Annotated in this window: 12 protein-coding genes; 6 read left to right on the forward strand and 6 right to left on the reverse strand. The window is 45.2% G+C overall.

The features are described 5' to 3' along the window. Positions 1 to 118: 118 nt before the first annotated feature. Together KI659_RS05770 and KI659_RS05775 are read right to left on the reverse strand one after the other, a co-directional pair. Positions 119 to 2,446, reverse strand: a complete 2,328-nt coding sequence (locus tag KI659_RS05770; RefSeq protein ID WP_213944412.1) for a M1 family metallopeptidase — start codon at positions 2,444 to 2,446, stop codon at positions 119 to 121. 68 nt (positions 2,447 to 2,514) lie between these two features. Next, entirely contained in the window at positions 2,515 to 3,093 is a 579-nt protein-coding gene (locus KI659_RS05775) for a HupE/UreJ family protein (RefSeq protein WP_213944413.1), read from the reverse strand. 95 nt (positions 3,094 to 3,188) lie between these two features. Between KI659_RS05775 and KI659_RS05780 the strand changes: the two genes are divergently transcribed. Further along, positions 3,189 to 3,683: a DUF6702 family protein gene (locus KI659_RS05780; protein ID WP_213944414.1), complete on the forward strand. Its 495-nt coding sequence runs from the start codon at positions 3,189 to 3,191 to the stop codon at positions 3,681 to 3,683. On the opposite strand, the gene KI659_RS05785 is transcribed toward KI659_RS05780, so the two are convergent. Beyond that, on the reverse strand, positions 3,680 to 4,075 hold the full coding sequence (locus KI659_RS05785; RefSeq protein WP_213944415.1) for a DUF4783 domain-containing protein: 396 nt from the start codon (positions 4,073 to 4,075) through the stop codon (positions 3,680 to 3,682). The genes KI659_RS05780 and KI659_RS05785 overlap by 4 nt on opposite strands. A 185-nt stretch (positions 4,076 to 4,260) precedes the next feature. Here KI659_RS05785 and gpmI point away from each other — a divergent pair, with 185 nt between their 5' ends. Then, the gene (gpmI, locus tag KI659_RS05790; RefSeq protein ID WP_213944416.1) at positions 4,261 to 5,784 is read left to right on the forward strand and encodes a 2,3-bisphosphoglycerate-independent phosphoglycerate mutase; all 1,524 of its coding nucleotides are present in this window, start codon (positions 4,261 to 4,263) and stop codon (positions 5,782 to 5,784) included. 1 nt (position 5,785) lies between these two features. After that, a complete protein-coding gene (locus KI659_RS05795; RefSeq protein WP_213944417.1) occupies positions 5,786 to 6,352 on the forward strand; it encodes a hypothetical protein in 567 nt (188 codons plus the stop codon). A gap of 75 nt (positions 6,353 to 6,427) precedes the next feature. Here KI659_RS05795 and KI659_RS05800 read toward each other — a convergent pair whose 3' ends face one another. The 3 genes from KI659_RS05800 to KI659_RS05810 form a co-directional block, all read right to left on the reverse strand. Then, positions 6,428 to 7,948, reverse strand: coding sequence for a sodium:proton antiporter (locus KI659_RS05800; RefSeq protein WP_213944418.1), 1,521 nt, complete (start codon positions 7,946 to 7,948; stop codon positions 6,428 to 6,430). 166 nt (positions 7,949 to 8,114) lie between these two features. Next, entirely contained in the window at positions 8,115 to 9,341 is a 1,227-nt protein-coding gene (locus KI659_RS05805; RefSeq protein ID WP_213944419.1) for a Glu/Leu/Phe/Val dehydrogenase dimerization domain-containing protein, read from the reverse strand. Positions 9,342 to 9,427: 86 nt separating this feature from the next. Further along, positions 9,428 to 10,519 (reverse strand): anhydro-N-acetylmuramic acid kinase, encoded by a 1,092-nt coding sequence (locus KI659_RS05810; protein WP_213944420.1) that lies wholly within the window; start codon positions 10,517 to 10,519, stop codon positions 9,428 to 9,430. 132 nt (positions 10,520 to 10,651) lie between these two features. Here KI659_RS05810 and KI659_RS05815 point away from each other — a divergent pair, with 132 nt between their 5' ends. From KI659_RS05815 to KI659_RS05825, 3 genes are read left to right on the forward strand one after another with little or no spacing between them, the layout of a single operon-like run. Further along, positions 10,652 to 11,368, forward strand: coding sequence for a type III pantothenate kinase (locus KI659_RS05815; protein WP_213944421.1), 717 nt, complete (start codon positions 10,652 to 10,654; stop codon positions 11,366 to 11,368). Further along, complete coding sequence (locus KI659_RS05820) at positions 11,352 to 12,635, forward strand: hypothetical protein (protein WP_213944422.1); 1,284 nt, start codon at positions 11,352 to 11,354, stop codon at positions 12,633 to 12,635. The genes KI659_RS05815 and KI659_RS05820 overlap by 17 nt, the downstream gene beginning before the upstream one ends. 3 nt (positions 12,636 to 12,638) lie before the next feature. After that, a complete protein-coding gene (locus KI659_RS05825) occupies positions 12,639 to 13,949 on the forward strand; it encodes a tetratricopeptide repeat protein (RefSeq protein ID WP_317195927.1) in 1,311 nt (436 codons plus the stop codon). Positions 13,950 to 14,035 lie beyond the last annotated feature (86 nt).

The following is a 14,035-nucleotide window of genomic DNA, read 5'->3' on the forward strand; positions in this document are numbered from 1 at the left end:
GCATTAAAAGTTTGGAGCTGCTGGGGTAAATGACTTTTGACGGGGAAAGCTATAAAAATAAAGGCGGGCCCCGAGAGGTCCGCCTTACCTGGATTAGTTGGTTTATGTAATCAAGGTATTATCTTCTTCTGGCCCTTTTCATGGGATTATCTCCCGTGGATGCGCCCCTTGCTCCTGAGTTTTGCTTGAAAAGCTCAAATCGGGAAGGCAAATGTTGTCTTGGCCAGTAGTTATTTGCTTCGTCGATATCAGCTGTTTCCCTATATGGATCGAGGACGATGCTTTGGACCTCTTTCTTTTTCGGGAATACTTTGGTAACCTCCGACTCGTTCAATCTCCAAATTTCAGCAGGAATTCTTTCAATTTCTGAAGTTCCGTCCCGATAGTTGAATTCAATGATCAAGGGCATTACCAAGCCGCCGATGTTTTCGAAAGTTATTTCATAAAAATTCATGCCAGAATTCAACAATTCCCTTTCTTTTTCAGAAAGTCTGGCCATAAATTCCTTATATTCTTTTTCATCCTCAGGAGTGACCCTAAATCTGTCAAAAGAATTGTAGAAATCCCTGGTTTCAGGATCTGATTCCACCACCGTTTGGGCAATGTCATTACGGTTGTGGGCTTTGCTGATGTAATCCTCTTCTCTTTCAAAAGCCTCTTTTTGGCGGGCTTTGATCTCTTTTGGATCCTTGCTGTCCATTTTGTAATGGTTCACTTCGCTGATGGCCATGTCCACTGGCTCTGTGCCAAAAAACCATCCTCTCCAAAACCAGTCCAAATCAACTGCCGAAGCATCTTCCATCGTTCTGAAGAAATCCTCCGGTGTAGGATGTTTGAATTTCCAGCGTTGGGAATATTCCTTGAAGGCATAATCAAATAATTCCCTTCCCATCACAGTTTCACGAAGGATATTTAGCGCCGTGGCTGGCTTGGCATAGGCGTTTGGCCCAAACTGGATGATGTTTTCAGAATTGGTCATGATGGGCTCCAAAAGGTGCTTTTCGGAGCGCATGTAGGGCACGATTTTATGCGCTGGGCCTCTACGGGAGGGATAATCCCTGTCCCATTCCTGTTCTGCCATAAACTGCATGAAGGTATTCAGCCCTTCATCCATCCAGGACCACTGTCTTTCGTCGGAATTGACAATCATGGGGAAAAAGTTGTGGCCTACTTCGTGGATAATCACGGAGATCATCCCATATTTCACCGCTTCCGAGTAGGTGCCGTCTTCATCAGGCCGGCCGTAGTTGAAGCAGATCATGGGGTATTCCATGCCATTGCTGCCTTCCACGGAAATGGCCACCGGGTAGGGATAATCAAACGTCTTTTTGGAATATGATTTTAGCGTGTGTGCCACTACTCTTGTAGAATATTGCTCCCAGAGCGGGTTGCCTTCTTTGCCATAGTAGGACATGGCCATCACATTCTTGCCGCCAAGTTCCACTGCCATGGCATCCCAGATGAATTTTCGGCTGCTGGTCCAAGCAAAATCGCGTACGTTTTCGGCATGGAATATCCAGGTTTTCTTGTCCTTGGCCCGGCCTTTTTCGAGTCTTTCGGCTTCGGCCTGGGTGCGGATCACCACCGGCTTGTCGAAAGTCTGTTGCGCTTGATTCCAACGGTCAAGTTCCGTTGGGCTGAGCACCTCTTCCGGATTTTGCAAAACACCTGTGGAACCCACCATATGGTCGGCAGGAACGGTGATCGAAACTTTATAATCCCCAAAAGTCAGGGCAAATTCTCCCCTGCCATAAAACTGCTTGTTTTGCCAGCCTTCAAAATCAGAATAAACGGCCATTCTTGGAAACCATTCGGCCATGGTATAAAGGTAGTTGCCGTCCTTTTCAAAATACTCATAGCCCGGGCGGCCACCGATGAAGCTCATCCTGTCATGGATGTTAAAGCTCCAATCCACACGAAACTCAAATGTCTCCCCTGCTTTCAACGGTTCGGGCAGGTCTACCCGCATCATGGTTTTGTTGATGGTGACCGGGATGTCATTGCCCTGAAGGTCTCTCACCGAATTGATCTTGTATCCCAGGTCCAGGTCATGCCAGAGGATCGTTTCCAGCTGCCTGAGCGACATGCGGGAATCTATTTTGCTTGGGGCAATTTTATGGGTGTCTGAATCTTTAGCCCGCTCGTTTTGGTCGAGCTGAATCCAGAGGTAATTGAGCTGGTCAGGTGAATTGTTGAAATAGGTGACTTTCTGGGTACCGGTTATGGACTGGTTTTCATCATCCAGCTCTACTTCGATCTCATGGTCGGCCTTTTGTTGCCAATACATGTGTCCGGGCGCCCCAGAGGCGGTCCGGTAAACGTTTGGTGAGCGCAACATGGGGCCGAGTTGCTCGAATCGCTCGGCATGGTTTTGTTCGCTGTGCTGTCCTTGGGCCAATGGGGAAAGCATAAAGCCCATTAAAACGAATAGAATTGTTTTTTTCATAGTGTGATTTATAAATATTCCCCCTCAGCCTTCCCTCAATATATTTGCTTTCGGTCTCCGGTCTCCCTTTACCAATACCTATTCTCCAGCACCATCATCACGGCCATACCCAATACTACCGCCGAAGTGACCAGAGTCCACTCCTTGCGGTTGCCAAATATGCCCACGAAGATGGATCCGATGAGCAGGAAAATGGCGACGATGGCCAATTGCCCAACCTCAAGGCCGAGGTTGAAAGCCAATAGAGGCTGGAAGATGGAGGCTTCCCTGCCCAAAAGGGATCGCAGGTAATTGGAAAAACCCAAACCGTGGATAAGTCCGAAGAAAAGCGCAAAGAAATAGTTTATCTGAACTCCCCGACCGTTGGTAGGGCGCGGTTTGAAGATGTTGAAAAGGGCGGTGATGGCAATGGTGACCGGAATGAGGAATTCGACCATTGCGCTATTGACTTTGATGATGTTCAAGGTGGCAAGGGCCAAGGTGATGGAGTGTCCGATAGTAAAGGCAGTGACCAGAATGATGATCTTTCGCCAGTCTCTTCCGAGATAAATTGCACAGAGCGCAATGACGAAAAGAATGTGGTCAAAACCCTCTAAATCCAGGATATGGGCAATACCTAATTTGAAATAAACTTCAAATTGACTCATAATTGTATTTTGTATTATATTTTTTTAAGATGGCCCTTTTCGGGATTGTAATATTAATGTATAATTTGCACAAAAATAGCAAAAGCCATAAGTAAATGCCTGTCCATTTTATTTTAACCGCCATTTTAGGATGGATGGTAAATTTTCACCCCTTTTACATCAGCCTAACCGAAGCTAGGTATAATTCGGACACCCAACGGTTTGAAATCGCACAAAGAATTTTTTGGGATGACTTGGAGGAGGCCCTTGCCGGTGAAAGCGGGGAGTCTATCAATTTTCTCAATCCTGCGGATAATGTGACTTTGGAGAAAATGGTGGAGGATTACCTTTTGAAAAACAACAGCCTTGAGGTCAATGGCAACATTCTGCGATTGTCCTATCTGGGTTTTGAGGTAGAGGAGGATGCGGCTTGGTTCTATTTGGAAAGCGAAAAAGCGAAAAGACCTAAAGAAGTGAGGTATAAGAACACTTTGCTGCTTAAATATTTTGAAGGTCAGCAGAATATTGTCCACATTTATTCAGGCAGCAAACCTAAGTCCCTGATGCTCGATAAGCGCAAAACGGAAGGGGTTGTAAAATTGGTTATTTAGTCTTTTTTGAAGTCCATGCTGTAGATCCTCATCTGGTCGTTTACTTCACGGGCCTTGATGAGCACTCTGAATGTACACTCTTGACTGGAGTAGTAACCAATCATATATTTGATGTTTTGGAGGGATTCTCCCTTGTGCACGACCTGAAAATCCTCGGCTGGATAGCGTTTGAAAAAATCTCTGAAGACCAATTCGGCTTGGCTCCTTGAAAAATCGCCCTGGCTGCCGTTGACATTCAGCTCAACGGTGTTTTCGAAATATTTAGCCAAATCTCTGCTCGATCCTATCTTGAAGGAAGTTACAATTTCTTCCACAGCCAAGCCGTTTGCCACGACTGGAAGCAGGAGCAAAAAGGATAAAACTAAAGCAGAAAGGGCATTAGGGGTTTTCATTACCATGGCTTCTTCAAATACTTTGCCAATTTAACTAATCTTGAAAAAATAGGACTCTGGATGTTTTGGGTGCAAAGCAACCTAAAATATTTCAATTTCAAAAACCATTTGAACCTAAAATGATTCATAAAAAGGTAACCTGAGGAAGGATTCTAGCCTTGAATCAAAATTGCTATATTTGCCATATGAATAAGAAAGTGTTACTGATGATTCTGGATGGTTGGGGTATTGCCACCAACCCGGAGGTTTCTGCCATAGCGAAGGCCAAGACGCCTTTTATCGATTCTCTTTTTGAAAAATACCCTCACTCCAAACTGGAAGCTTCCGGTCTTGCTGTTGGTTTGCCTGAAGGGCAGATGGGCAATTCTGAAGTTGGGCATATGAATATAGGCGCAGGAAGAGTTGTTTATCAAGACCTGGTTAAGATTAACAATGCTGTAAAGAACGGTGAGCTGGCCAGCAATCCAATCTTGGCGCAGGCATTTGCCAATGTCAAGGAAAGAGGCGGCAAGGTGCACTTTATCGGGTTGGTATCAGATGGAGGTGTGCACTCCCATATTGATCACCTCAAAGGCCTCTGCGATGCAGCCAAGGCCAATGGGGTGGAGGAAGCGTTTATCCACGCCTTTACCGATGGCCGGGATACCGATCCCAAAGGCGGAGTGGCATATTTAAAGGATTTGCAGGCTCACCTGGAGCATTCGACCGGAAAAATTGCTTCGGTAATTGGCCGATACTATGCCATGGACCGCGACAACCGTTGGGAAAGGGTAAAGCTGGCATACGATGCCATGGTCAAAGGTGAAGGAGAAAGATCCAAAAACATCATTGATGCGATCCAAAAATCTTATGACAATGGGGTGACAGATGAGTTTATCCGTCCTATCATAGGCATGAACAATGAAGGCAAGCCTTTGGGTGTGATTGAGGATAAGGATATGGTGGTGTGTTTTAATTTCCGTACCGACCGTGGTAGGGAAATCACCCAGGTGCTTTCCCAGAGGGATTTTGATGAGTACCAGATGAGAAAACTTGATCTGGATTACATCACTTTCACTAATTACGATGAAACTTTCAACAACGTGAAGGTCATCTTCGACAAAGATAATCTTCAACAGACGCTCGGTGAAGTGTTGGCAGCAGCTGGAAAAAGCCAGATAAGGATTGCTGAAACAGAGAAGTATCCACACGTTACCTTTTTCTTTTCTGGAGGACGTGAAACCGTGTTTGAAGGAGAAAGCCGTATCCTATGCAGCTCGCCCAAAGTGGCAACTTATGATCTAAAGCCTGAAATGAGTGCCTTTGAAATCACTTCCAAGATTAATACCGAATTGGAGCGTGAAGAGGTAGACTTTGTTTGCCTGAATTATGCGAACCCGGATATGGTTGGACATACAGGGGTTTTTGAGGCCGCCGTCAAAGCATGTGAGGCTGTGGATAAGTGTGCTGAGTCAGTGATTGGCAAAGCTTTGGCGCATGGATACACCACCATCGTGATCGCTGATCATGGCAACAGCGACATGATGATCAACGAGGACGGTACGCCAAATACTGCACACACCACTAACTTGGTGCCTTGTATAATGGTGGACCCTGTGGATAAATTGGAGGTAAAAGACGGTAAGCTTGGAGATCTTGCACCCACAATTCTCAAACTGATGGGTGTGGATATCCCAAAAGAAATGACCGGAGAAGTGCTTTTGAAATAGTATGTGGAGAAAATTAGGAATTTGTGCAGTTGTATGGATGCTGGCTTCCTGTGGAAATCAGGTGGAAAAGCCCATAAAGAACCCCACACAGATAGATACTTATTTTCCCATATCTGACTTTATCAACAAACAGATAGACGGATTGGAGGGGGTAGACTTGCGGAAGGATCTGTATGTGAATGGAGATCATGAACAAGTAAGGCAGCAACTCACTAGGGAGCAGTGGAGGAGTGAACTGGATTGGTTTATTCAGGCCGATATCAATAAAGCATCTTTGGCCACCGCTTACGATATTGTGGATGAAAACGGGACTACAAGCTATAGACTCAAGCCAGGTGAAAATTCAAACATCGAGGAAATGACGGTAATATATGATGGGGATCGAGTGGATGAAATATTGGTGAAAGCTTTCGACAAGAATACTTTTTACCAGTCCGAAACCATGGCAAAGTTATCCACAGACCCGGTTTCGGGAAACTTATCCACATATGAGCTTGAGACTACCCAAAAGGTCTTGCTGTTGAGCCCCAGGGTTTTAAAGGTGAAAAGCCAAGTGGAGCAACCATGATTCTTTTAATGCAAATTATAAAAAAAAGGTCGCAGGATGTTTTCTGCGACCTTTTTTATGAGGTTGTATTCCGCTTTAGACAAATGCGAAGAAAATCAGCCAAGTTATTATCAGGATTGGCAGCAATAGAGGAATTGAAAACCTCAGGATATAGCCAAAGAAGGAGGGCATTTTTATGCCGTTTTGTTCCGCGATAGATTTTACCATGAAATTGGGTCCGTTGCCTATATAGGTCATGGCGCCGAAGAATACGGCAGCAATGGATATAGCCATCAATTCAAATGCTGAGTCCTCGTACCTGTTTAATGCAAAATCCTGTACCATGGTCACACTGTTGATATCTGCCCCTTGAGAGGCCATTGCAGCTGCCAGGAAGTTTAAATAAGTAGGTGCATTGTCCAGAAACCCGGAAAGCAATCCTGTGCCCCAGTAAAGCGTATTGTGTGTAATCAGGGCGGCTCCTTCAGGGGATTTGGCAAAATTACCGACGAGTTCAAGGGCCGGCATCATGGTGCCAAATATGCCGATAAAGATAAAAGCAACTTCCCGGATAGGCTCGAAATTGAATTCGTTGCCCTTTATGGCTTCTTGGTTAGCAAATTTGTAGGATAAAAATGCCACGCTGAGCATAATGATTTCCCTTAGAAAGGAAAACTTCTGCCCATCATAATGGATGGCAGGAACCCAGTCCAGTACATTTGGGTCCAAGAAGACCGATAGGATCACAATTAGCAGCCAAAGGAAGTTTTTTGCCCCTACCATTCTGAATTTATTGGTGTAGGTCACTTCCTCCTCCAAAGCCAACTCATCTTCGGTTTTGCCAAATTTGCGGTCAATAAAGTAGAAAGCTGTGGACAACAGGGCCAGAGCCAGTACCCATGCCGGCCAGTTGGCTTCCAGCGTCCAGAAAAAGGGTACTCCTTTTAGGAATCCCAAGAATAGCGGTGGATCACCAATCGGAGTCAATGAACCGCCCACATTGCTCACCATGAAAATGAAAAAGATGATATGGTAGGCTTTAATATTGTTTTTGTTAAGGCGTATAAATGGCCGTATCAATAGCATGGAAGCTCCTGTGGTACCAATTAGGTTGGAAACCAAAGCCCCGATCACCAACAAAGCCACATTGGCCAGTGGTGTGGATTTCTTGTCTATCTCAATCAAAATCCCGCCCGATGCTATATAAAGTGAAGCCAAAAGGGCAATGAATTGAATGTATTCCGCCATGGCATGCACGGGGTGGTGCACATTGTGGAGGACAAACAAGTAATAGCAAACCACTATGAAAGCCAGACCCACGGCTACTTTGGGGTAGTGGTGATGCCAAAAATGCTCATAAAACAGTGGGCCTGTGGCGATCATCAGCAGCAGAAGCACAAAGGGAATCACCAACCAACCAGGAGCATGCCCATGTTCATCCAGATGCTCAGGCTCCAATATGGATTCGGGAACCTCATCTGTGTCTAAATCTTGGATATTTTCTTGGTACTCGGGGGTGGTTTCTTGCGATGGGGTTGTTTGCAGTGCCAAAAGTTCTTGTCCGGGTGAAAGACAAATGCCCAACAGCAGCATTACAACGGCAACATAGTTTTTCATTAAGGTTTGATTCTATAATAGAATCCAAATTTAGAAATTCGAAGCGTGTATTTTTACATTTAGAAAAAAAATTGTGTGAGCGGAAAATAGAGGCTCCATAATCTTCTCCGCAGTCATTTAAAAATAAAACCAGGCCTGTGGAGGGGCCTGGTTTGGATACTTTAATTTATACCAGCTGGTTGAGCGCAATTTCAAATGAGGATTGGGCTATTCTGGTTTTGGATGGGTTCTTTTCATAGGTCTTTTTCATGGCCTTGGCGATGGTCCTGCTCACGTCTTTGAAGATTCCGTCATCGGTCAACACCGCTTTTTCAGACATCAGATAGGCAAAAACCCTTGCCATCCCGCAGTTAGCGATGAAATCAGGGATAACTGCCACGCGTTCATCCGCGAAAACGCCCGTAGGACCAAAGAAAATCTCCTTATCCGCGAAAGGTACATTGGCACCACAAGAAATAACCTCAAGGCCGGCATTGGCCATTCTCTCTACTTGCTCCTTGGTGATCAACCTGGAAGCCGCAGCCGGAATAAAGATCTCGCTTTCAAGATCCCAAACCCTCTGGTTCATTTCCTCAAAGGAAACCATGTTTTCCGCCACCAACTTGTTACCTTCTCTGTTTACAAACAGCTCGCGAACCTCGTCAAGAGTGAAGCCCTTTTCGTTGATTAATCCACCCTCTCGATCGATGATGCCCACGATTTTCACGCCTTCTACGGCAAGGAAACATGCGGCCGCAGCCCCTACGTTGCCCCATCCCTGGATGACAGCTCTCTTTCCTTTCAGGTTTCCGCCCCAGGTTTTATAATAGTGTCTTACGGCTTCTGCTACGCCATAGCCTGTAATCATATCGGCTACGGTATATTTTTTTGGTCCGTTAGGGGTATAGTGGGGATCTTCCAAAACTTTGGAAACTCCTTGGCGCAGTTGGCCTATCTTTCTGATTTTTTGTGGTTCGGTGGCGTGGAAATGCCCATTTACTACGCCCTCCTGTGGATGCCAAAGGCCGTAAGATTCGGTAATTGGGATCACCTCATGGATTTCGTCCACGTTGAGGTCTCCCCCTGTGCCGTAGTAGTTTTTCAACAATGGCATCACCGCCTTGTACCATCTTTTCAATACCTCGTCTTTTCTTGGGTCAGCGGGGTCGAAGTTGATACCCGATTTGGCGCCGCCAATTGCGGGGCCGGATACGGTGAATTTTACCTCCATGGTTTTGGCTAGGGATTCTACTTCCCTTTTGTCCAAACCTTTTCTCATACGGGTCCCTCCGCCGGCTGCACCGCCACGGAGTGAATTGATGACAACCCAGCCTTCCGCTTCGGTTTCGCTATCGCTCCATTCAAAAACAATTTCAGGTTGTTTGTTTTCAAACTTGGCTAATAATTCTTTCATTACATTTGGGTTTATAGTGTTCAGGCAAAAATATTAAAATTGTTTACATATATAAGAAGGGTGCCGGCAATGGGCTATAATTTTTCTTAAGGAAGATCGTTCAAAAGCTCCCTGCCATAACATACACCGCCGATATTGTCCCTGCTAGCTCCTGTCACGCTGGCAAGGCAATTAGGCTCGTTTCTCAGGTGTAAAGCCCCCATGAAGGCAAAAATCAAAGCTTCTTTATATTCTACCACATCGGCGTCAGGCACCACTACCTGGATACTGGGCGCTAACTTTTCCTTAAGGCATTCTATAAAATAAGCATTGTAAGCACCCCCTCCCGTCACCAGCAAGCGGCTTTGGTCTTTTACGGGAATAGCCTCGGCGAGTTGTGTTACATAATGGGCATTTAAAGTAGCCAGCGTGTCCTTTGGGGCTAGGCCAGCAGCCTTCAGCAAAGGAAGAAAAACCTCTTCAATATCCTCCCGGCCAAGGGATTTGGCGTTTTTGGAAGTGTAAAAGGGAATATTGTTTAACCTTTCAAGCAGAGGGTTATCCACATTGCCCTTTTTGGCCAACTGCCCGCCTTCATCATAGGGCTTCCCAAGCTTTTGGGAAAAATGGTTTAGAAGCAAATTAAAAGGGGACACATCGAAGGCCTTTCTTTGTCCATCAGTTTCAAATGAAATATTGGCAATGCCACCCAGGTTGAGGCAGTAATCGTATTCCTGGAAAAGCAGCATGTCGCCGATGGGTACCAAGGGGGCGCCTTGTCCGCCTAGCTGCACATCGCGCATCCTGAAATCATTGATCACAGGCAGGCCACAGCTTTCCTGCAGGCTCCACCCATTGCCGATCTGAAAAGTATTGCCTTGATCGGGACGGTGAAAAACGGTGTGTCCATGGGAGGCTACTGCTAGAGGTTTGATGTTTTCGGCCTTGCAAAAAATGCTAACCTGTTCCCCCATCCATTTTCCAAAACCGACATCCAACATCCGTAACTCTTCGGCACCCAATAGATGGCTTTTGGAAAGCTTTAGTCCCAAATCTGTTGGGAATATGGCCGTTTTTGCTTTTGCAATCCTGTAATTCCAACCCTGGTTTCTTTCAAATTCACAATAGGCGATATCGAGTCCATCGCCCGATGTGCCTGACATCAGGCCGATAATTCCATAGGTTTTGCGTGTAGGCATGCTGGGTTAAAGTTTGTTAAATACAAGGCAGTAAAGTTAAATTTATTCTATTGAAAACCCGCCCCTTTTTATTATTCCTTAAATTTAGAGCGAACTTTCGGATATGGCCAAAATCTACTCCCATTCGCAATTTTGAGAAACCTAATCATTGACATTGGTAACACGCGCATCAAAACCGGGCTATTCTGGGGCAACAAGCTTCAGGAGGAACGCTGGTTTGGCCTGCTTTCCGAAGTGACACAATACGTGGAGTCGCTGGAAAAAGACCAGGTGCTGGTGAGTTCCGTGAAAGATGATATGGATACGCTGCAGGCCGAATGGTCGTTTGACTTTCTGTATTTCGACCACACCCTCCCATTGCCTATTAATAACAAGTATGGCACACCGGAAACTTTGGGCTTGGACAGGCTTGCTGCCGTGATCGGTGCGTTGGATTGGGCAGAAGGCCCGGTTTTGACCATTGATTTGGGTACTTGTATCACTTACGACCTATTAGATGAAAAGCAATCTTATTTGGGAGGGGCTATTTCACCGGGTTTGTTGATGCGGGCCAGGGCCATGCACGAGTTTACGGCCAAGCTTCCGATGGTTTCGGTGGATCCGATGGTGAGGGAAGTGGGTGACACCACTGTGACCTGTCTACAGAGCGGAATCTATCACGGGGTGAAGGCGGAAATTTTGGGCTTCGTGGATCAATATGCTCAAAATCATGCAGGTTTGAAGGTGTTTATTTGTGGTGGAGACGCAAATTTCTTTGAAAGTCTGACAAAAGACCACATATTTGTAATCCCCAATTTGGTCCTTCATGGATTAAATAGAATTTTAACTTACAATGTCGAGAAAAACTAGACTGAATTTCCTAGGTGTGATGAGCACCTTTTTAATACAATTTACCGTGTTTGCCCAATCGGGGACGACTACCTACAGCTCTTTGGGCATAGGCCAGCTCAATACCTCGGGTTTGACACAAAACCAGGCAATGGGAGGCTTGGGCATCAGTTATGGAAACAGCTTGGGAGTCAACCACGTCAATCCTGCTCTTTCGGTGCAGAATTATGCATTTAACTTTCAGGCAGCTTTCAATTACAACAGGCTGACGGCCACTTCTGGTGACAGGACGGCCGAACTTGATGGAGGCGGATTGAGCTATGCTGCCATGTCCCTTCCGGTGAGCCCTTCGAAGATGTCAGTTGGAGTGGGCTTGAACCAAATTAGTGCGGTCAACTATGACTTATCCCAAAGGGGACCTGTACAGAATTCGGACCTATTCAGCAACAATGTAATCCAAGGGAATGGCGGGTTGAGCGAAACTTATGTGAACACCGGGTTTAAGGTGGCCAAAAATTTCCATCTGGGTTTACAGGCATCCTACGTTTTTGGTTCTACTGTCAGAACAAACCAGCTGAGGTTGGAGAATGAAAATGGAGAAAGAGTCGGTGTGGAGTCTGAATATTATGAAAGATTAACATTGAACGATATCGCTTTCAAGGGTGGTGCCCACTACATGTTGCCCTTGGGAAAACAGCGTTATATGCACTTTGGGGCCATTTATCAGGCCTACGGAGACATTAGTGGAAAAGAGTTTGCGAAAGTTGGCGATTTTGGCCAAGCTAGCAACCCGAATGCGCCGGGCAGCGTTTTAAGAGATAATGTGGAAGGATCCATCTATTTGCCTAACAGGTTAGGTTATGGGGTCAGTTATGAAAAACTCAACAAGTTCGTAGTGGGACTTGAAGCCCAGCATCAGGATTTCTCTCGATATAGATCTTTTGATGGCGCAAGCGGAATGATGAACAATTCGTTCAGGGTAGCCTTGGGAGGTCAGTACATCCCGGATTTGTTTTCTTTGGAAAGTGTGTTTGCCCGCTCTATGTACCGAATGGGGGTAGAATTTGAACAAACGCCTTATTTAGTTAACAACACCGCGATCAATGACCTTGGCATTAATTTTGGAGCGTCGATTCCTATGAATCAGCTCTCCCTGATGAACGTCGCAATGAAGCTGGGAACTCGAGGAACTGCAGATAATGGTTTGGTAAGAGAGAACTATTTTAAGGTTTCCTTGGGTTTTTCAATAAATGACAATAGTTGGTTCTATAAAAAAGTATTTGAATAAAGTATGAAAAAGATGAAAGCAAAATCAGCCTTATTAGGCGTGCTGTCCTTCATGGTAGTGGGGATGGTTCAAGCTCAGGGAACTTGGAACTGGCCAGAAGATCCAGAAAAGGAGTCTAAAGCCAGAGAGTATAACGCTGCCTATAATGACTATTTGAAGTCCGGCGAATTCGTTGCCGCGACAAAACCTTTGAACTGGTTGTTGACCAACGCACCAGATTTGAATGAAGCTCTTTACATCAACGGTGTGAAAGTGTATGATGGAGCTCAGAAAGCTGTAGATGATGCTGATCAGAAAAAAGTTTATCAGGATTCTGTAATGGTGATCTATGACAAGAGAAATGAGCTTTATGACAATGAAGACAGATGGATCGAGAATAAAGCTTACTATGGCTATCAGTACTTCAAGGATGACAAAGACAGAGTAGGTGGTGCTGTGGAGGATTTCGACAGAGCCATTGAAATACATGGTAGCATTAGCCATACTTTGACTCCTGCATACTTTGACTTGGTAAGAAGACATTATCTGATGAATAAATCCTTGTCCACGGATGATTTGCTGGATAAGTTGGCCAAAGTGACCGAAATCATTGATAATGCTGAAGCTGAGGGTACCGATGTGGCTACTCAAAGAGGACAAGTTGAGCAATTGGTAGTTGCGATGGATTTGATCGATTGTGATTTCATTGAAAACAAGTTGGGTCCAAGATTGAAGGCCGAGCCGGAAAACATCAAGCTTGCCCAGCAGATTTTCCAGTATTCTGTGAAATATAAGTGTACAAGCACTGAGGCTTTTACAGCTTCACTTGAAATCATCGATAATGACGACCCAACTTTCTCCACATCTCAAGTAAGAGGTATGAGATATATGCAGAACCAGGAGTATGACAGAGCAATTGAGCTATTCGAAAAAGCTTTGACTTTGGCTGCTAACGATGAACAGAAAGGTGATGTGCATTATGATATTGCTAAAGCTTATTCCCAAAAAGGACAAAAGTCATCTGCAAGATCTTCTGCTAAGAAAGCTGCTGAACTCAACTCCAACAAGGCTACTGAAGCTTGGACGTTGATCGGTAACCTATACATGCAGTCATCTCAAGAGTGTAGAGGTGGTCAGAGTAGAGTGAAAGATTACTCTATCTTTATTGCTGCCTATGACGCATTCCGCAGAGCTGGTGACAACTCTGGCATGTCCAATGCCAAAGCTAGATTCCCTTCTAAAGAGGAATTGTTTACTGAAGGCTATGAAGTAGGACAGACCATCAATACTGGCTGCTGGATAGGTGAAAATGTGACCTTGGCAACAAGAGATTAATTGCAAAAAAATCATAAATTTAAAGAGCGGTAGGAATGCCGCTCTTTTTTTTGTGGTTGAGGCACAAAGCTTAGTTTCCTGATTTA

Source organism: Litoribacter ruber, from assembly GCF_018449405.1.
Taxonomy (GTDB): Bacteria; Bacteroidota; Bacteroidia; order Cytophagales; family Cyclobacteriaceae; genus Litoribacter; species Litoribacter ruber.

Coding starts and splice junctions, on each gene's coding strand:
- KI659_RS05770 (WP_213944412.1), bottom strand. CDS start 2,446: ATGAAAAAAACAATTCTATTCGTTTTAATGGGCTTTATGCTTTCCCCA.
- KI659_RS05775 (WP_213944413.1), bottom strand. CDS start 3,093: ATGAGTCAATTTGAAGTTTATTTCAAATTAGGTATTGCCCATATCCTG.
- KI659_RS05780 (WP_213944414.1), top strand. CDS start 3,189: ATGCCTGTCCATTTTATTTTAACCGCCATTTTAGGATGGATGGTAAAT.
- KI659_RS05785 (WP_213944415.1), bottom strand. CDS start 4,075: ATGAAAACCCCTAATGCCCTTTCTGCTTTAGTTTTATCCTTTTTGCTC.
- gpmI (WP_213944416.1), top strand. CDS start 4,261: ATGAATAAGAAAGTGTTACTGATGATTCTGGATGGTTGGGGTATTGCC.
- KI659_RS05795 (WP_213944417.1), top strand. CDS start 5,786: ATGTGGAGAAAATTAGGAATTTGTGCAGTTGTATGGATGCTGGCTTCC.
- KI659_RS05800 (WP_213944418.1), bottom strand. CDS start 7,948: ATGAAAAACTATGTTGCCGTTGTAATGCTGCTGTTGGGCATTTGTCTT.
- KI659_RS05805 (WP_213944419.1), bottom strand. CDS start 9,341: ATGAAAGAATTATTAGCCAAGTTTGAAAACAAACAACCTGAAATTGTT.
- KI659_RS05810 (WP_213944420.1), bottom strand. CDS start 10,519: ATGCCTACACGCAAAACCTATGGAATTATCGGCCTGATGTCAGGCACA.
- KI659_RS05820 (WP_213944422.1), top strand. CDS start 11,352: ATGTCGAGAAAAACTAGACTGAATTTCCTAGGTGTGATGAGCACCTTT.
- KI659_RS05825 (WP_317195927.1), top strand. CDS start 12,639: ATGAAAAAGATGAAAGCAAAATCAGCCTTATTAGGCGTGCTGTCCTTC.